This window comes from Micromonospora sp. NPDC003944, assembly GCF_053605225.1.
In genome coordinates this window covers 1-17,186 of the sequence record NZ_JBSGIV010000021.1, presented here as the reverse complement: position 1 = coordinate 17,186, position 17,186 = coordinate 1, and the positions used below count along the sequence as shown (strand labels likewise).

General features: G+C 70.3%; 15 protein-coding genes. 7 read left to right on the top strand and 8 right to left on the bottom strand.

Annotated features, from left to right (window positions below; all coding sequences use genetic code 11):
* The first annotated feature begins 80 nt into the window (after positions 1-80).
* Positions 81-1,043, top strand: a complete 963-nt coding sequence (locus ACWER9_RS13120) for an AraC family transcriptional regulator (RefSeq protein ID WP_452302043.1) — start codon at positions 81-83, stop codon at positions 1,041-1,043.
* Positions 1,044-1,178: 135 nt separating this feature from the next.
* On the top strand, positions 1,179-2,282 hold the full coding sequence (locus tag ACWER9_RS13115; protein WP_452302042.1) for a glycoside hydrolase family protein: 1,104 nt from the start codon (positions 1,179-1,181) through the stop codon (positions 2,280-2,282).
* A 15-nt stretch (positions 2,283-2,297) separates the two neighbouring features.
* Here the strand turns inward: ACWER9_RS13115 and ACWER9_RS13110 are convergent, their stop codons facing one another.
* The gene (locus ACWER9_RS13110; RefSeq protein WP_452302041.1) at positions 2,298-2,633 is read right to left on the bottom strand and encodes a winged helix-turn-helix transcriptional regulator; all 336 of its coding nucleotides are present in this window, start codon (positions 2,631-2,633) and stop codon (positions 2,298-2,300) included.
* 137 nt (positions 2,634-2,770) lie between these two features.
* Between ACWER9_RS13110 and ACWER9_RS13105 the strand changes: the two genes are divergently transcribed.
* Complete coding sequence (locus ACWER9_RS13105; protein ID WP_452302040.1) at positions 2,771-3,685, top strand: NAD(P)-dependent oxidoreductase; 915 nt, start codon at positions 2,771-2,773, stop codon at positions 3,683-3,685.
* Here ACWER9_RS13105 and ACWER9_RS13100 read toward each other — a convergent pair.
* The gene (locus tag ACWER9_RS13100; RefSeq protein WP_452302039.1) at positions 3,650-4,549 is read right to left on the bottom strand and encodes an NAD-dependent epimerase/dehydratase family protein; all 900 of its coding nucleotides are present in this window, start codon (positions 4,547-4,549) and stop codon (positions 3,650-3,652) included. The two genes, ACWER9_RS13105 and ACWER9_RS13100, sit on opposite strands and share 36 nt — an antisense overlap.
* 125 nt (positions 4,550-4,674) lie before the next feature.
* Here ACWER9_RS13100 and ACWER9_RS13095 point away from each other — a divergent pair, with 125 nt between their 5' ends.
* Positions 4,675-5,094 (top strand): PPOX class F420-dependent oxidoreductase, encoded by a 420-nt coding sequence (locus tag ACWER9_RS13095; protein WP_452302038.1) that lies wholly within the window; start codon positions 4,675-4,677, stop codon positions 5,092-5,094.
* Between the two features lie 61 nt (positions 5,095-5,155).
* Here ACWER9_RS13095 and ACWER9_RS13090 read toward each other — a convergent pair whose 3' ends face one another.
* Complete coding sequence (locus ACWER9_RS13090; protein ID WP_452302037.1) at positions 5,156-6,040, bottom strand: bile acid:sodium symporter family protein; 885 nt, start codon at positions 6,038-6,040, stop codon at positions 5,156-5,158.
* A gap of 145 nt (positions 6,041-6,185) precedes the next feature.
* On the opposite strand from ACWER9_RS13090, the gene ACWER9_RS13085 reads away from it, so the two are divergent.
* A complete protein-coding gene (locus ACWER9_RS13085) occupies positions 6,186-7,511 on the top strand; it encodes a glycoside hydrolase family 18 protein (protein WP_452302036.1) in 1,326 nt (441 codons plus the stop codon).
* A gap of 56 nt (positions 7,512-7,567) precedes the next feature.
* Here ACWER9_RS13085 and ACWER9_RS13080 read toward each other — a convergent pair whose 3' ends face one another.
* Positions 7,568-7,924 (bottom strand): effector-associated constant component EACC1, encoded by a 357-nt coding sequence (locus ACWER9_RS13080; protein ID WP_452302035.1) that lies wholly within the window; start codon positions 7,922-7,924, stop codon positions 7,568-7,570.
* Between the two features lie 175 nt (positions 7,925-8,099).
* On the opposite strand from ACWER9_RS13080, the gene ACWER9_RS13075 reads away from it, so the two are divergent.
* A complete protein-coding gene (locus ACWER9_RS13075; protein ID WP_452302034.1) occupies positions 8,100-10,904 on the top strand; it encodes a M14 family zinc carboxypeptidase in 2,805 nt (934 codons plus the stop codon).
* Positions 10,905-10,969: 65 nt separating this feature from the next.
* Here ACWER9_RS13075 and ACWER9_RS13070 read toward each other — a convergent pair whose 3' ends face one another.
* From ACWER9_RS13070 to ACWER9_RS13055, 4 genes are all read right to left on the bottom strand, one after another.
* A complete protein-coding gene (locus ACWER9_RS13070) occupies positions 10,970-11,161 on the bottom strand; it encodes a DUF397 domain-containing protein (protein WP_452302033.1) in 192 nt (63 codons plus the stop codon).
* Positions 11,152-11,952, bottom strand: a complete 801-nt coding sequence (locus ACWER9_RS13065) for a helix-turn-helix domain-containing protein (protein WP_452302032.1) — start codon at positions 11,950-11,952, stop codon at positions 11,152-11,154. Before ACWER9_RS13065 ends, ACWER9_RS13070 begins: the two co-directional genes overlap by 10 nt.
* Before the next feature lie 273 nt (positions 11,953-12,225).
* Positions 12,226-13,026, bottom strand: a complete 801-nt coding sequence (locus ACWER9_RS13060) for an SAM-dependent methyltransferase (RefSeq protein WP_452302031.1) — start codon at positions 13,024-13,026, stop codon at positions 12,226-12,228.
* A 168-nt stretch (positions 13,027-13,194) separates the two neighbouring features.
* The gene (locus ACWER9_RS13055) at positions 13,195-15,258 is read right to left on the bottom strand and encodes a cellulose binding domain-containing protein (RefSeq protein WP_452302030.1); all 2,064 of its coding nucleotides are present in this window, start codon (positions 15,256-15,258) and stop codon (positions 13,195-13,197) included.
* Positions 15,259-15,715: 457 nt separating this feature from the next.
* Between ACWER9_RS13055 and ACWER9_RS13050 the strand changes: the two genes are divergently transcribed.
* Complete coding sequence (locus ACWER9_RS13050) at positions 15,716-17,050, top strand: extracellular catalytic domain type 1 short-chain-length polyhydroxyalkanoate depolymerase (RefSeq protein WP_452302029.1); 1,335 nt, start codon at positions 15,716-15,718, stop codon at positions 17,048-17,050.
* Positions 17,051-17,186 lie beyond the last annotated feature (136 nt).

The following is a 17,186-nucleotide window of genomic DNA, read 5'->3' as shown; positions in this document are numbered from 1 at the left end:
TGTCGGGTCGACGGCACTCCGGTCCGTGTCGGCCTGGTCACGCCTTAGGGTCGGCGCATCGGGACCCCCGGAGGTGTCGGATGGACGCGGTGACGGTCCGCACGGACGACGTCGACCGGGCTCGCGCCGAGGTGGGCCGGGTCTTCTGTCCGCACCGCCTCACCCCCGAAGCGGGCGTCCGCAACGTCCACCTGCGGATGGCGGCCCGCCGAGCCGGCGCAGTGGGCGTCATCGACCTCGACTACGGGCAGGCGGTGCGCATTCAACCGCCCGCGCTGGAGACCTTCTACCTCGTCCAGATCCCCTCCGCCGGCAGCACGCTGGTCCGGCACGCCGGTCAGACCGTGACCTCGACCCCCGACGTCGCGTCGGTGCTGTCCCCGTACGACTCCTCGGACATGCGGTGGTCCGCGGGATCACCACACCGGATCTTCTACGCCGACCGGCGAGCCGTCGACCGGGAACTCGCCCGTCTCCTGGGCCGCCCGGTGGACGAACCGGTCCGCCTCGACGCCGGCATGGTGATGACCACGCCGACCGCGCAGGCGTGGGCGCGCGGGGTGACGTTCCTCGCCGACGAGCTGTCGCGGCCGGCGGACGCGTCGCTGTTCGACAATCCGCAGGTCGCCGCCCGCTTCGCGGAGGGGCTGATCGGCCAACTGTTGCTCGCCCACCGGCACAGCCACTCCGACCTGCTCGCCGAACCGGCCCGCCACCCCAACCCGGGGCGTCTCGTCCGGCGGGCCTGTGCCCTCATCGCCGACCACCACAACGAGGCGCTGACGGTCGGCGACATCGCCGAGGCGCTGCGGGTGAGCGTCCGCAGCTTGCAGGACTGCTTCCGCCGCGAGCTGCGGACCACCCCGACCGCGTACCTGCGCGCCTGCCGCCTCGACGCGGCCCACCGGACGCTCCGCTCCGCCGAGCCGGGCACATCCGTGACCACTGTCGCGCTCCAGCACGGCTTCGTGCACCTCGGCCGGTTCGCGACCGAGTATCGGAGCCGGTTCGGGGAGTCACCGTCGAGGACCCTGCGTCGGTGACGAGCGGCGCCGACGCCGACAACGAAACTGTTATCCGGGTACGGCCGGCGAGTCTCCTGAGGTGAGGAGTTGGCGGGTTCCCCCGCCACCGCGGCATGGAATAGTGCTGCGACCACACACGAGGGAGTCGAGACGATGCGCGCAACCGACCAGGGTGGAGCGGACGCCGCAAGGGGAAACCGGGGCGTCCACGCGGAGCCCCCACGCGGGGTGCTCGGCCGCCTCCCGACCGGCGCGCGGCGGCTGCTGTGGCCGCTCCTGGTGGCCGCCGTGGTCGCCGTACTGGTCAGTGGTGTGATCGTCGTGATGCAGCCGACCGGGCCGACGCCCGCCCCGGCGGCGACTCAGGCGCTCGACGCACCGCCGTCCACCGGCCCGGAGGCTGGCACACCCACCGCGACCACGCCCGGCGCCACGGCGAGCCCGACGGCGGCGCCCTCCTCGGCGACGCCGGCGGCGAAGCCGACGACGCGGCGTCCGGTCGCCCCGGCGGCCCCGGCGGTGACCTCGAAGCGCAAGGGCGTCGGGGTGTGGACCTTCGACGGCGTCAACCAGGCGCTCGCCAACTCCGGGGCGAGTTGGTACTACACCTGGGACGTGAAGCACCAGGGTGTCACCAGCCCGCCGGGCACCGAGTTCGTTCCGATGATCTGGGGGGCGAAGAGCGTCACCGCGAGCAACCTGCAACAGGCCAAGCAGAACGGCCGTTACCTGCTCGGCTTCAACGAGCCGGACCTGAAGGGTCAGGCCGAGATGACCGTCGAGCAGGCGCTGGAGCTGTGGCCGCAGTTGCAGGCCACCGGCCTGCCGCTGGGCAGCCCGGCGGTGGCCTGGGGCGGCGACCGCCCGGGCGAGTGGCTCGACCGTTTCATGGCCGGGGCGAAGCAGCGCGGCTACCGCGTCGACTTCATCGCCCTGCACTGGTACGGCGGCGACTTCACCACCGCCAACGCTGTCAACCAGCTCAAGTCGTACCTGCAGGCCGTGCACGACCGCTACGACCTGCCGGTCTGGCTCACCGAGTTCGCCCTGATCGACTTCTCCAACGGCGTCCGCTTCCCCACCCAGGCACAGCAGGCCGCGTTCCTCACGGCGGCGACGAAGATGCTGGGTGGGCTGTCCTGGCTACAGCGGTACGCGTGGTTCGGCCTGCCCGCCACCGACAAGGACCAGACCGGGCTGTTCCGCACCGGCAGCGAGGCGACCGCCGTCGGCCGCGCCTACCAGGCGGCGCGCTGACCTCCCGAGGCGTCGTCAGTCTCGGGGGATCGCCTCGATCGTCGCCAGGTGCCGCTCACCCCAGTCGCCGAGCGGGATCAGGGCGTCGTTCAGAGACTGACCGAAGCCGGTGAGCGAGTATTCGACCTTCGGCGGGACCTGGTGGTAGACCTCCCGGTGCACCAGTCCGTACGCCTCCATGTCACGTAGCTGCTCGATCAGCATCTTCTCGCTGATCCCGGTGATCCCTCGCCGCACCTCGGCGAAGCGGCGAGGGCCCTGGTGCAGTTCCCACAGGATCAGTGCCTTCCACTTACCACCCACCATGTCCACCGCCGCGTCGAGACCACACGAGTAGGTGCGCTTCTTCATGCTCCTCCGCTCACCAAAAGGTAGGTAACTGAGGAAATAGTAGGTACTTGCTGCCTCCCGCAGGATGCCCCGAGGATGGGATCACCGTTCGAACAACTGTTCCGGCCGGTACATCCCGTCTTCCCGAGGAGCGCCCCATGTCCGATCACGTCCGTCCCCCGGTCACCGTTCTCGGGCTCGGGCCGATGGGTCAGGCGCTTGCCGGCGCGATGCTTGCCGCCGGGCACTCCACCACCGTCTGGAACCGGACGGCGGCACGGGCCGCCCCACTCGTGGCTCGCGGTGCACGGCGGGCTACCACCGTGGACGAGGCGGTCCGAGCCAGCCCGCTGACGCTCACCTGCGTCATCGACAACGCGGCAGTCCGCGAGATCGTCGAACCGGCCGCCGTCGCGTTGAAGGGTCGCACCCTGGTGAACCTCTCGGCCGACACGCCACGTCGTGCTCGGAACATCAGCGAGTGGGCGGGCTCGCACGGTGTCGACTACCTCGACGGAGCGATCATGACCCCCGCCCCCACCATCGGCGGACCTGACGCGCTCGTGCTCTACAGCGGCCCCGAGGACGTCTGGCAGAGACACCGCCCGTCCCTGGCTCACATCGGCGGGTCCGCCGACTGGCTCGGACCAGAGCCCGGCCGGGCCGCCGCCTACGACATCGCGCTGCTCGACATCTTCTGGTCGGCGATGAGTGGTGTCGCCCACGCCTTCGCACTGGCCCAGGCCGAGCGCATCAGCCCGACCGCCCTCGCTCCGTACGCCCGAGGCATCGCGGAACTGCTACCGGACATGGTCGACGACATGGCCCAGCGGCTGGTCACGGACGAGCACACCGCAGACGTGTCCGCCATCGCCTCGGCCGCCACCAGCATGGCCCACATCGTCGAGGCCGCCGTGGAGCACGGGATCGACGTCGGCGCGGTACGGGCGGCCCACGCGGCAGCACTGCGGGCGATCAGCGCCGGCCACGGCGCAGACGACTTCTCCCGGATGCCCCAGGCGTACGCGGCCGGAGCGTCAGAGACCGCTGGTGTCCACGTGGTCTCGCCATGAGTGCTGCGGCTCGTAGCCCAGCACCCGGCGGGCCTTGTCGATGCTGAGCAGCGTCTCGTGCTCACCCAGCTCCTTGCGGATCTCGACGCCCGGGTACTCCTCGGCCAGCAGGCTGGCGCTGGACCTGCTCATGACGGTGTCGGCGTTGGCGATGATGAACACGTCGGCGCCCGGCTGGTCGTGCGCGAGCGCGCGCTCGACCGCCTGGGCGCCGTCACGGGCGTCGACGTAGCCCCACAGGTTCCACCGGCGCAGCTTCGGATCGGCGTCGAAGGAGGGGAACGGCGCGTAGTCCTCGACGTCCATCACGTTGGAGAAGCGCAGGCCCACCATGACCAGCTCCGGGTCCCAGCGGCAGAAGTGCCGGGCCATCTCCTCCTCGAGGGCCTTGTTCAGCGAGTACGTCGACTCGGGGCGCGGCGCGTACTCCTCGTCGACCGGCGCGTACGGCGGCGGGGTGTCGAACGGCAGCCCGAGCACCGTCTCGCTGGACGCCCAGACGACCCGCTTGATCCCGGCCGCCCGGGCGGCGGCGAACACGTTGTACGTGGCGGCTGAGTTGTTGGCGAACGTGGTCGCGTTCGACACCAGCCCGGGGGCCGGGACCGCCGCCAGGTGCACGATCGCGTCGACTCCACCGGGGTGCTCGTCGGCGCCTCCGGTGAACGCCTCCACGACCTGCCCGTAGTCGGTCAGGTCGACAAGCAGGAACTCGCCGTCCACGTCGCGGGGGTCGCGGCCACCGGCGCGGTCCACCGCCAGCACGTCGACGCCCACGGCGCGCAGGTGGGTGACGACGGCGCGGCCGAGCTTGCCGGTGGCGCCGGTGACGACGACGCGGCCGGGCAGTGCAGGGTTGCTCATGCCTCCATCCTCCCCCGGCCGTCACCCGGTGCCTGTAGTCGGGTGTGTCCCGGCCCATCCCCGGGCGACGGTGCTGCCAGGTGCGTAACGTGCAGGGGTAAACGTTGTCGCGACGAGGAGATCTCATGTCCAAGCCACCGCTTCCCGAGGCCGCGATCGCCATGCTCCGGAAGCCGAACCCGGCAGTGATGACCACGCTTCGCAACGGTGGTCAGCCGGTCTCCGCCGCCACCTGGTACCTGTGGGAGGACGGCCGGATCCTGGTGAACATGGACGAGAGCCGCCGCCGGTTGGAGCACGTCCGCAACGACCCGCGGGTGTCGCTCACCGTGCTCGACGAGGCCGGCTGGTACACCCACGTCAGCATCGTCGGGCACGTCGTCGAGCTGCGCGCCGACGAGGGCCTGGCGGACATCGACAGGTTGTCGAAGCACTACACGGGCAATGCGTACCCCCGCCGGGAGCGCGGCCGGGTCAGCGCACTGATCGAGATCGACCGCTGGCACGGCTGGGGCGAGCAGAAGGACAACAACCAGGTCGGCTGACGTCCGTCACCCGCCCTGTCGCCGCTGACCGTAGCCGTCAGCGGCGACAGGGCACCTGCGGTCAGGGGGTCGACGTCGCGGCGGAACGGGCACGGACGCGGGTCACCAGATAACCGAAGGCCGCCGCGGTGAAGAACATGACGATGCCGTAGACGGCCCCCGGGATCGCCATCTGGGTGCTGTCGAGCAACGCCGGGCTGAGCGCGATCGTGATGGCCAGGGTGCTGTTGTGGATGCCGATCTCGAACCCGGCGGCCGTCGCGGCGCTTTGGTCGACGCCGGCGAGGCGTGGCACCCCGTACCCGATGGCGAGGCTGAGCAGGTTGAAGGCGAGCACGGCCAGGCCGACCGAGACGAAGTAGTCGGCGATGTTCTCCCGCTCGCCGAGCACCGCACCGGCGATCACGGCGACGAGCACGACGACCGAGAGGATCCGCACCGGGCGGTTCAGCCGTTCGGCCAGGTGCGGCACCCGCGCCCGGATGAGCATGCCGATCGCGACCGGGACCAGCACGATGGCGAAGACCTGGAGCACCTTGTCGAACTGCAGGCCGATGCTCCTCCCCTCCGGCAGGAAGTACGCCGCCGAGAGGTTGACCAGGATCGGCAGGGTGAAGACGGCGAGCACCGAGTTGATTGCGGTCAGGGTGATGTTCAGGGCCACGTGCCCGCCGAACAGGTGGCTGTAGAGGTTGGCCGTCGTACCGCCCGGCGAGGCGGCCAGCAGCATCATGCCGACGGCCAGCTCCGGCGCGAGGTCGAACGCGAGGACGAGGCAGAAGCAGAGCGCCGGCAGCACCAGCACCTGACACACGAGTGCGATGACGGCGGCTCGTGGATGGTTTGCCACCCGGCGAAAGTCCGCCATGGTCAGTCCGAGACCGAGACCGAGCATGATGATGCCGAGGGCGACGGGTAGTCCGATCAGAGTCACGGCGGAGTCCATGGCACAACATCGTTACCACCGGGTAACGACGTCACAATCCCCCATGTGGCTGGCGGCTCTTGACCCCAGACGGTGACCGGCTTAACTTCATCAATCAGATAAGTCTCTTTACTAATTCTGCTTGATGTCTCGTGGGAGTGTGCCGATGCGACCATTCCGCCACCGCCGTCTCACCGCCGTCGTCGTCCTGGCGACCCTGCTGGTCACCGCCGCCCCGCCGGCCGCCGCGACCGCGGGCGGCAAACCGGACCGGGCCGGCTACCACCGGGTCGGTTACTTCACCCAGTGGGGCATCTACGGCCGGGCCTTCCCGGTCAAGAAGCTCGACACCTCCGGGGCGGCGAGCCGCCTCACCCACCTCAACTACGCCTTCGGCAACGTCAGCGAGGACGGCCGCTGCTACCTGGACGGCGGGCCGGGCGAGGGCGACGCCTGGGCCGACTACCAACGCCCCGTCCCTGCCGAGGAGAGCGTCGACGGTGTCGCCGACGCCCCCGGCCAGGCGCTCAACGGCAACTTCAACCAGCTCGCCAAGCTGAAGGCCAAGCACCCCAAGCTGGAGGTGCTGATCTCGCTTGGCGGCTGGAGCTGGTCGACGTACTTCTCCAACGCGGCCCGCACCGACGCCTCCCGCAAGGCGTTCGTGACGTCCTGCATCGATCTCTACCTCAAGGGCAACCTCCCGGGCAGCACCCCCGGCGCCGGAGCCGGCGTCTTCGACGGCATCGACCTCGACTGGGAGTGGCCCGGCTCCGAGGGTGAGCCCGGCAACGTGATCCGCCCGGAGGACCGGGAGAACTTCACCAAGCTGCTCGCTGAGTTCCGCCGGCAGCTCGACGCCTACGGGCGCACGACCCGCGCGCACCACCCGCTGACCGCGTTCCTGCCGGCCAGCCCGGCCACCATGGACGCCGGCTACGAGGGTCGCAAGATCTTCAAGTACCTGGACTTCGCCACCGTGCAGGGGTACGACTTCCACGGCGGCTGGGACGCCCGGGCCAACCAGCAGTCGGCGCTCCGCGTGCCGGCGGGCGCCCCCGACAACCCGGACTTCTCCGTCGAGGTGGCCATCGACGGGTGGATCGCCCGGGGCGCGCCACGGGACAAGCTCGTGCTCGGCATCCCCTACTACGGTCGCGGCTGGACCGGCATCACCGGTGGCGGCAACGGCCTGTTCCAACCGGCCACCGGGCCCGCGCCGGCCACCTTCGAGGCCGGCAACGAGGACTACAAGAAGCTCAAGACCCTGGCCGGCAACGGCTACACCGTGCACCGCGACCTGCGCGCCGGGCACGCGTGGCTCTTCGACGGTACGACGTTGTGGACGTACGACGACCCGGCTGTGGTGCTGCAGAAGACGCTCTACATTCGACGCGCCGGCCTGGGCGGGGCGATGGTCTGGTCGCTCGACGGCGACGACGACAACGCCACGCTGACCAAGACGATCGGCCTCGGCCTGACGACCTTCTAGCCGTACGTCTGCACCTGGCCCGTCGCCGGCCGACCTCTCGGCCGGCGGCGGGCCGCCTACCTCGGCGGGGGTGTCACCGCGTGCACCGCAGCCTCGATGAGCGCGGTCACCTGGCCCATGTCCCGGGCCTGGTGGACGTCCACCTCGGCCGACCACCCGTCGGGCCGGGTGAGCCGCACCGTCACATCCTCGCGGCGGTGGGTCAGCCAACCGGCGATCGCCTGCACCAGCACCATGGTGGTGCCCGCGTCGCCGGCGGCCACCCGCAGGACGTCCGGGTGGTCCGCCGGCGGCCCGCCCGGGGGCGTCGAGGTCACCCCCTCCCGCAGCCGCTCCTCAGCGCGCAGCCAGGACGCCAGCGAACGCTGAGCATCGGCGGACGGACGATCCGGATGGACCGAGAGCGTGATCATCTCCGGCACGTCTCCCCCTCCCAGACGACGACGAGCCCACCTGACCATCCTGCCAGTCAGCGTCGGAACCGGCACGCCGTGTAGTCAGGAATGTCGATCACCCCTTGACCGTCGTATCGACGGTTCATAGGCTCCGGCCACTGCGAGGTTGTTCCCGAGAAGGGAAAAACGACTGATGGCCCCATCGATGCGTCAGATCCGGATGGTCCCCGCCAGGCGGCTGGCGAGCGCCGCCACGATCGCGCTCCTGCTCGGCACGGCTCCCCTGCTCGGCGGCACACCGGCCGCGACCGCCGCGCCCCCATCCTGGTGCAGCGACGACCCGACCGCCCGGTTGAGCAGCGTCCCCACCCCGGAGAGCGTGCTCGGTTTCCCACTCGGCACGGGGCAGGAGCGGGTCGTCACCAACGACGAGGTCCGGGCCTACCTCGGGGCCGTCGACCGCGCCTCCAACCGGGTCGTCACCGGAGTGATGACCACGAGTGTGCTCGGCCAGCCGTTGCCGTACGCGGTGGTGTCCAACGAACGCCACGTGCGGCCCGCCGCGCTACGCCAGATCGCCGACGACGTCCGGGACCTACGCGACCCGCGCCGGACCAGCGCGCGGACGGCCGCCCGGACGGCCAAGGACAGCCCGGCCATCGTCTGGGTCACCGCGAACGTGCACGGCGGCGAGAAGAGCGGCGCCGACGCGGCGCTCAAGACGTTGTACGAGTTGGCGGCGGGCCTGTCCTGCGCGGTCGCCAAGCGCAACGACAACCTAATCACCATCATCGTCCCCACCCAGAACCCGGACGGCCGCGACGCGACCCGGCGGCAGAACGAGTTCGGCTTCGACCTGAACCGGGACTGGTTCGCCCGCACCCAGCAGGAGACCGACGGCAAGCTCGAACTGCTACGCCGCTACCCGCCGCAGGTCTTCGTCGACGCGCACGAGATGGGTGGCCGGCAGTACTTCTTCCCACCCAACGCCGACCCGATCCACCACGAGATCGCCGGTGAGGCGGTGGACTGGATCAACCGGATCGGCGAGGCCAACAAGGCCGGCTTCGGCTTCAACGGAGCCTGCGACGACACCGTCACCACCGAGTGCTACTTCAACTACGACACGTACGACATGTTCTTCATGGGCTACGGCGACACGGTGCCGACCACCGGCTTCGGCGCGGCCGGCATGACGTACGAGAAGGGCAGCGCGTCGGCCGTGGCCGACCGGGTCCAGCAGCAGTTCCACACCCAGTGGTCGACGCTCGGCTGGGCCGCCGCGAACAAGCGCGAGGTGTTGGACGGCTACTTCGACATCTGGACCGACGCGCTCGCCCAGGGCCGAGCGGGCACCCTGGAACCGAACGAGGTGGTGCAGCCCACCAACGAGGTCCAGTTCCCGGTGCCGGACGTCACCATCCGCTCGTACTTCCTGCTGCCCGACCGGCAACTCGCCGACGTCCGCCAACTCGTCGAGCGGCTACGCCGGATGGACGTCGAGGTGTACGAGGTGCAGAAGGCCACCCGGGTGCCCACCGCGCGGGTCTTCGGCGGTCGCAGCGCCACGAACGTGACAGTGCCCAGGGGCGCGTACTGGATCCCGATGGACCAGCCGCAGAAGCACTGGATCCAGGCCGTCATGGGCGAGGACCCGTACGTCCCGTTCCCCTACTTCTACGACGTGTCCTCCTGGAGCAACCCGCTGCTGATGGGCATCAACACCATCTACACCGGAGACACCGTCCGGCCGAGGGCCGAGCTGGTCCGCGCGGTCAGCGGCGGTCGCACCGGCGCGGCGTGGCCCTGGGGGTCGTACACGTACCCACTGGACTCCGCCGCCGCCGCGGAGTTCACCTTCACCCTGCTCGGCCGGGGTGCCCCCCTGGTCCGTGACCTCACGACCAGCAGGGTCGCCATCCCGGCCGCCACGTGGAGCCGGACCGTGGACGAACTGGCCAAGCGACTCGGCGTCACCCTCACCCCGGGCGGTCGACCTACCGGCACCCGACTCGACCTGCCCGACGTGGGGCTGTTCCAGGGCACCGGCATCTCCACCACGTCCGGCTCGCACGGCGAGGCCCGCTACGTGCTCGGCAAGCGGTGGGGGCTCGACCTGAAACCTGTCACCACCGCCGACATCAACGACAACACCGAGGCGTTCACCGGGCGAACGGTGCTGCTGGTGCCGGACGGTAGCAGCGCCACCGGCGGTCTGACCGCCGCCGGGCAGGCCAACCTGCGCGACTGGGTCGGCCGGGGCCACACCTACCTCGGGCTGCGCAACGAGGGCACCCGGGTGGCCCGGGCCGCCGGGCTGACCTCCACCACGGAGAAGACCAAGCCGGCGGACTACCTCGTCATCGGCTCGCACCTGCGCGTCGACGTCGACAGGGACAGCCCGGTGGCGCTGGGTCGCCCGGCGGAGGACTTCGAGTTCAACAACAGCGACCCGATCCTCACCCCGAGCACCACCGGGACGAACGTGCTCACCTACCCGACGGGTGACACCTTCTGGGCGAACGGTTACACCGTCGGGGCGGAGACGCTCAAGGGCACGGCGGCCGTCGTCGACGAGCCGACCGGCGCCGGCCGGGCGGTGCTGTTCGCGTTCAATCCGCTCTTCCGCGCGTACAACGAGAATGGTCTGCACCTGGTCGCCAACACGCTGCTCTACCCGACGGCCGCCGCGTCGGACGCCCGGCGCCCGGCCGGCGTCGACGCGGCGCGCGCCAGCGCCGCCGCCGCGCCGGTGACGCCGGACCTGGGTGGCGGGTGGCGGCCGATCACCATCCAGGTGGCGGCGGCGGACCTGCCCCGCACGCAGGCCGTCGTCGAACGCTTCAGCGCCGACGCCCAGATGTCGGTGAAGGACGGTTCGGTGTACGTCGTGATTCCGAACCCGCAGGGACTCCAGGCGGACGAGCACCCGTTCTCAAGGGAGCTGGTACGCGCACTGCGCGACGCGCGAGTGCCGCTGCGGTCGGTGGTGGGCTGACCGGCCCGCACAGCGAAGCGCCCGTCCCATCGCGCTGGGGCGGGCGCTTCCGCGCGTGCTGAGAGCTACGACCGCCGGGCCACCTCGGAGACGAACGCCCGCCAGGCCACCGGCCCGAAGACCAGCGCCGGCCCGTCGGGGTCCTTGGAGTCCCGCACGCCGACGATGCCGGGCCGGTTGTCGGCGACCTCGACGCAGTTGCCGCCGCCGGAACCGCTGCGGGTGGACTTGCGCCACGTAGCGCCGATCAGGTCCATGACGTCACCACTTCCTTCATCAGATCCAGCGACTGCCGACGGGGTAACGCCTCGCTGCGAACCATCTCCCACCTCGACATGAGGGTATCCACATCGTCGTCGCGGTCGACGACGACGCCGCCGAGCTGGTTCTCCATCTCAGCCACCCACTTGTGGTCGGGCAGCCGGGCCAGGCTGAACGGCCCGGTCAGACCGACGTGCATGCTGACCTCGTCCGGCAACACGTGAACGCTGATGTTCGGTCGCTCCGCGAGGGCCGTCAACTGCTTGATCTGCCCCGCCATGATGTCGCGGAAGTCCGCGCCGGCGCGGCGGAGCACCGCCTCGGCGATGACGGCAACGAAGTGCGGGGCGTTCGCCTTCGTGAGGGTCTCCTGCCGGTCGATGCGGTGGGTGAGCCGCTTCTCCACCTCGTCGTCGCTCAGTGTGTCGTTGCACCGGATGACGGCTCGGCCGTAGCTCTCCGTCTGAAGCAGGCCCGGAACAAGGCTCGGCTGGAAGCACCTGAGCTGTGTCGCCGTGCGTTCGGCGTCCAGCCATGGCAGGAACCACGACGGGGCGCCGAGCTTTCCCACCATGCGCTCGAACAGGCCACCGTTCTTGAGTGCCCGATCTGCGCCCTTGATGAAGTCCAACGTCAGCGCCCGCGTCTCGCTCTCCACGGCGCTGACGTGTGAGGCGCTGAAGCCGGCGCCCCGGCCGAAGGAATCCTGGGTCATCCCGGAAGCTCCTCGGGCGCGGCGGATCTCGGCGACGATGAACGTGGCGAGCGGGTGTGGCAAGTCGGCCATTCTGTGTTTCCCCCACAACTGCTCACACCGTTACTCGACGTGGAACGCTTCTTCAGCTCGCCACGAACCGGCGAGCATTGCCTGAAAGTAGTTACCTGCCCAGCGGAGTGTAACCGCCGGCGCGGCTGGTGAGCGGACCCGAAACACGGCGGCGGTGTTCGTGCGGGAAGCAGTGCAGATCTTGGACAGTTTCCGTTAGGGCGTAACGGAAACTGTCCAAGATCTGGTGGTGGGGCGGCGCTCGGCGGCGAAATCCGTGCGGACCAGGCCGGCCTACGGCTTGCGGGCGACGCCGCTGTAGCCGGTGCGGGCGACCTGCTGGTCGTCGGTGGCCGGCGGCTCGGCGTACGGCCACATGTTGACAAGCCCCGGCGACTCCAGGACGAAGTCGCCGAAGAAACGGGAGATGTCGGCGTGGCCGCGCGGCACGAAGGGGCTGTTCGCCCGCGCGTAGATCGCGGAGATCCGGGCCATCAGGTCGGGGTGCACGTCGGTGCTGGCGTGCGACAGCGCCAGGTAGCTGCCGGGGGCGAGCGCGTCGCGGTAGGTGGCGACGATCTGCTGCGGGTCCTGCTCGTCGGGCACCAGGTGCAGCACGAACATCATCAGCACCGCGACCGGGCTTCCGACGTCGATCGCGGCGCTGATCTCCGGGTGGCCGAGCACCTGCTCGGGGTCGCGCAGATCGGCCTGGACCACCGACACCGACGGCGAGCCGGCAAGCAGGGCGCGGCCGTGCGCGCAGACCACCGGATCGTTGTCGACGTAGACGACCCGCACGCCCGGGTCGATGCGGTGCGCGATCTCGTGGACGTTGTCGCGGGTGGGGAGCCCGGACCCGAGGTCGAGGATCTGCCGGATGCCCCGCTCTCGCACGAGGTGTCGGACCGTCCGGGCGATCAGGTCACGACCCTGCCGGGCGGCCTCGGGCATCCACGGCGCCACCTGCAACACCATCTCGGCGGCGGCCCGGTCGGCGGCGAAGTTGTCCTTGCCGCCGAGGTAGTAGTCGAACATTCTCGCCGCGTTCGGCTTGTCCGTTTGAAGGGTAACCTCGGGCCGTGACTGCGTCATGACCGACCGCCTCTCCCCCGTCTGCCCGGTCCCGCAGCATAACGCCCGCGATGATCGATTTTCGGCCCGGTGGTCGGTGAACGGACATCCAGTGGGCCCGCCAGACCGGTAGACGTCGCGGTCCGGCTGGCCCGACGAACGGGGTCCAGCCGGACCGCGACGGTGGTGTCAGCCGGTACCGCAGATGGTGCCGTTGAGGGTGAACGTCGCGGGCAGCACGTTCGGCCCGCCGTACGCGCCGACGAATCCCGCGCTCACGCTGCCGCCGGCGGCGATCTGCCGGTTGTCGGTGGTGGGCGTGACCCGCACTGCGGTGCCGACCTGCTCCCAGGTCGCGCTCCAACCGCTGCTCACCTGCTGCCAGCCGGTCGGCCAGGTCCAGGTGAGCGTCCAGCCGTTGATCGGGCTGGTCCCGTTGTTGATGATCTCGACACCACCGATGTAGCCGTTGCCCCAGTCGTTGTCGGTGGTGAAACGGACGGTGCACGTACTGACGGTGGGGCTGCCGGTGGCGAAGGTGAGCGGCGGTGAGGCCCAGGAGACCCGCCCGGCGGTGTCGCGGGCCAACACGTTGACCGTGTACCTACGGCCAGGCACGAGGTTGTCGACGGTGAACGACGTGGTCGTCGTCTCGCCGAGCTGCTCGCTGACCGCACCGTTCTGCCGGTGCACCTCGTACTTGGCGATCGGGCTACCACCCGGGGTGGCCGCCGGCCAGGTGATCGTCGCGGCGCGGTCGGTGACGCCGCTCGCGGTCGGCTGGCCAGGTGCCGCCGGCGGCCGCCCGGACGTCGAAGCGGCGGGGCGCAGCACGAGCGTGGTCAACGAGTACGCCGGCAGCGTCCGGCTTGTCGCCGAGCCGGACTGGCTGGTGGCGATGCCGGTAGCCCCGTTGGTGAGGGTGGAGACCGTCGGCGCGACGGCCGACGGGGTGAACCCGGCGTAGTCGATGGTGACCGGGTGGTCGTTGTCCGGGTCCTTGTTCACCAGCAGCACGGCGAGGTCACCGTTGCTGCGGCGAACGGCGTGGGCGGTTACCAGCGGCTCGTCGGTGCCGGCGCGGACGAACTGGTCGCCGGTCTTCGCGAAGAGCTTCATCATGCTGAGCCCGTGGTACGGCGCGAACGGCGTGTTCAGGGGCGGTTGGCAGACAGAGCCGTCCTCGGTGCAGGCGCCGCTGGAGAGCATGCCGAAGTCGCCGTAGTCGGTGTGGCCGGCCACCTGCGTCACGGTGCCCATGCCGTTGTGCACGTTCCACCAGTGGGCGGTGAAGACGCCGTTCTCCAGCAGTCCGCTGTAGACGTCGGCCAGGAACAGCGCGGCCGGTTGGGTGTTGCGACCGGCGTCGACGTTCAGCTCGGTGAAGCTGATACCGATGCGGTCGGCGTTCGCGCCGGCGTACCGGGCGAGCTGCTGCCGCAGCAGGTAGGTGGCGTCGGGGAGGTGGTTGACGCGGGTCAGCGACTCGGCGGCGGTGCCGCCCGGATACCAGTGCACGTCCACGAAGTCGATCTTCGGACCGGCGATGGAGAGCACGGTCCGGTTCCACGGGCCCGGGTCGCTGCCGGCGGTGATCCCGTCCGGCCAGTTGCCCGGCATGGTCAGCACCGCCCCGACCTTGATGGTCGGGTCGACCGCCTTCATCGCGTCGGCGTACTCGACGACCAGCCTCGCGTACTGTGTCGCGCTCTTGTCCGGGTGGTCGTCCGCCTCCCACGCGGACCCGTAGTGGCCGTTGCCGTAGTTCTCGTTGCCGACGGTCCAGTAACGCGCGTCGTAGCCCTTTGTCACGTTGGCGTACCGCACCCAGTCGGCGGCTTCGGCGGGGGTGCCGGTGCCGTAGTTCGCGATGATCATCGGCTGCGCGCCGACGCGCCGAACCGCCGCCATGAAGGTGTCGAAGTCGGTCCCCGGCGCGACGTAACCGCCGGGCGCGGTGTGGTCCCTCCAGTGGTAGATGTCGGCGTACGAGCCGCCGGGGTAGCGCATCATCTGCACACCTGCGTCTCTGAGCAGGTCCGAGGTCTCAGTGGTGCCGAGGTTCGAGTCCCAGATGGCGTGGTTGACGCCGAGCGCGGTGTCCGGCACGGTCGCCAGACCCGCGCGGGTGTTGACGGTCACCGTGACCGGGTCGACCGCCGCGCTGGCGGTCGGTGGGTTGACGCCACCGAGGGCGCCCGCGGCGAGCAGCAGGCCCGTCAGGAGCGCTGCTCGGGTCTTCGGTTTACGCATGGGCGGGGTTCCTTCACGCTGATGAGCCGCCCGGCCGGTCCGGGTGCGACCCGGTGACGGGCGATCTCGTGGACGGTCCATCGCTTGCGTCACCGTCCCCCGGAGATCGCATCTGGATCCCGGCTGCCCAGTGGACGGACGTCAGCCCCACGCGTGGCTCTTCATCGACATACCACAATGGCACCTGCGGTTCGCCAATCTCAAGATGCGTCACGCGTCGTCCTCGCCGCGTCCGGAACGTCGCCCACGGACGCCGGCGGCGGCCAGCGGTGACCGCTCGAGCGCCGCCCTCAAAGTGACACACGGCATCGACGGGCGTCATCCTCACCGTGCCTTGACGAACGGCATGTTATCGCTCACAGTCGATGCGAGGCGATCAGCGTCCGGGCGTTCACGGCGCGCCTCGGGGCCGCCGCGCCGCCGCCGGGTCCCCGACTCAGGACAAGAGGAACCGCCAATGAGATCACGGATCGCACTGCTGGCCGCCGCGCTGGCGACGGCCCTGGCGACGACGACGGCCGTGGTCACGGTCGCCGCCCCGGCGTCGGCCGCGACGCTCACCCAGGTGACCAACTTCGGCACCAACCCCACCAACCTGCAGATGCACCTGTACGTCCCGGACCGGGTCGCGGCCCAGCCGGCCCTGCTCCTGGCCCTGCACTACTGCACCGGCAGTGGTCCGGCGGTGCACAGCGGTTTCGGGCTCAGCACCCTCGCCGACCGCTACGGCTTCATCGTGATCTACCCGTCGGTGACCCGGAGCAGCAAGTGCTGGGACGTCTCGTCACCGCAGGCCCTGCGCCGTGACGGCGGCAGCGACCCGATCGGCCTGAAGTCCATGGTCGACTACGTCCGCAGCCGCTACCCGGTCGACGCCAACCGGATCGGCGTGGGTGGGTTCTCCTCCGGCGCCATGATGACGAACGTCATGGTGGGCCTGTACCCGGACCTCTTCAACGCCGGGTTCAGCTCTTCCGGGGTGCCGTTCGGGTGCTTCGCCACCACCAACGGCGCCGAGTGGAACAGCGAGTGCTCGGGCGGACGCATCGTCCGGACCGCGCAGCAGTGGGGTGACCTGGTCCGCAACGCCTACCCGGGCTACACCGGCAAGCGTCCCCGGTTCCAGATCTGGCACGGCACCACGGACACCACCCTGAGCTACGTCAACTTCGGCGAGCAGATCAAGCAGTGGACGAACGTGCAGGGCGTGTCGCAGACCCCCAGCTTGACCGACTCCCCGCAGACCAGCGCCACCCGTACCCGCTACGGGGGAACCGGCGGCACGGCGCCCGTCGAAGCGATCAGCTTCCAGGGGTACGGCCACTCGATCCCGTTCGACGCCGCCCAGGCCGTCCGGTTCCTCGGATTCGACAGCACGAGCCCCACCACCCCGCCACCCGGCAGCGCTGCGGGTCCGCTGCGCAACACCGCAGCCAACCGCTGCCTGGACGTGCCGTCGCGGTCGCAGACCAACGGCACCCAGCTGACGTTGTGGGACTGCAACGGCGGCACCAACCAGCAGTGGACGGCGACGACCGCGAAACAGCTCCAGGTGTACGGGACGAAGTGCCTGGACGCCGAGGGCGCCGGAACCTCGCCGGGCACCCGGGTGATCATCTGGGACTGCAACGGAGGCACCAACCAGCAGTGGAACGTCAACACCGACGGGACCGTCACCGGCGTGCAGTCCGGGCTGTGCCTCACGCCCAACGCGGCCGGAACCGCGAACGGCACCCCCGCGGTCCTGTCGAGTTGCACCGGTACGAACAGCCAGCGGTGGACCCGAAGCTGACGCGGTGAGCGACGCCAGCCGGCCCGGGCCGGCTGGCGTGCCGCGGGGCGGGGCCGGGCTACGAACAAGGGGGCGCGGCCCCGCGGCCCGGGGGGGGGGCGGTGGGAGGGGGGGGGGGTTGGGGGAGAGGGTTGGA

What these genes read in the sequence shown, in the direction of transcription:
- ACWER9_RS13120 (WP_452302043.1), top strand. Translation starts at nt 81, where the DNA reads ATGGACGCGGTGACGGTCCGCACGGACGACGTCGACCGGGCTCGCGCC.
- ACWER9_RS13115 (WP_452302042.1), top strand. Translation starts at nt 1,179, where the DNA reads ATGCGCGCAACCGACCAGGGTGGAGCGGACGCCGCAAGGGGAAACCGG.
- ACWER9_RS13110 (WP_452302041.1), bottom strand. Translation starts at nt 2,633, where the DNA reads ATGAAGAAGCGCACCTACTCGTGTGGTCTCGACGCGGCGGTGGACATG.
- ACWER9_RS13105 (WP_452302040.1), top strand. Translation starts at nt 2,771, where the DNA reads ATGTCCGATCACGTCCGTCCCCCGGTCACCGTTCTCGGGCTCGGGCCG.
- ACWER9_RS13100 (WP_452302039.1), bottom strand. Translation starts at nt 4,549, where the DNA reads ATGAGCAACCCTGCACTGCCCGGCCGCGTCGTCGTCACCGGCGCCACC.
- ACWER9_RS13095 (WP_452302038.1), top strand. Translation starts at nt 4,675, where the DNA reads ATGTCCAAGCCACCGCTTCCCGAGGCCGCGATCGCCATGCTCCGGAAG.
- ACWER9_RS13090 (WP_452302037.1), bottom strand. Translation starts at nt 6,040, where the DNA reads ATGGACTCCGCCGTGACTCTGATCGGACTACCCGTCGCCCTCGGCATC.
- ACWER9_RS13085 (WP_452302036.1), top strand. Translation starts at nt 6,186, where the DNA reads ATGCGACCATTCCGCCACCGCCGTCTCACCGCCGTCGTCGTCCTGGCG.
- ACWER9_RS13080 (WP_452302035.1), bottom strand. Translation starts at nt 7,924, where the DNA reads ATGATCACGCTCTCGGTCCATCCGGATCGTCCGTCCGCCGATGCTCAG.
- ACWER9_RS13075 (WP_452302034.1), top strand. Translation starts at nt 8,100, where the DNA reads ATGGCCCCATCGATGCGTCAGATCCGGATGGTCCCCGCCAGGCGGCTG.
- ACWER9_RS13070 (WP_452302033.1), bottom strand. Translation starts at nt 11,161, where the DNA reads ATGGACCTGATCGGCGCTACGTGGCGCAAGTCCACCCGCAGCGGTTCC.
- ACWER9_RS13065 (WP_452302032.1), bottom strand. Translation starts at nt 11,952, where the DNA reads ATGGCCGACTTGCCACACCCGCTCGCCACGTTCATCGTCGCCGAGATC.
- ACWER9_RS13060 (WP_452302031.1), bottom strand. Translation starts at nt 13,026, where the DNA reads ATGACGCAGTCACGGCCCGAGGTTACCCTTCAAACGGACAAGCCGAAC.
- ACWER9_RS13055 (WP_452302030.1), bottom strand. Translation starts at nt 15,258, where the DNA reads ATGCGTAAACCGAAGACCCGAGCAGCGCTCCTGACGGGCCTGCTGCTC.
- ACWER9_RS13050 (WP_452302029.1), top strand. Translation starts at nt 15,716, where the DNA reads ATGAGATCACGGATCGCACTGCTGGCCGCCGCGCTGGCGACGGCCCTG.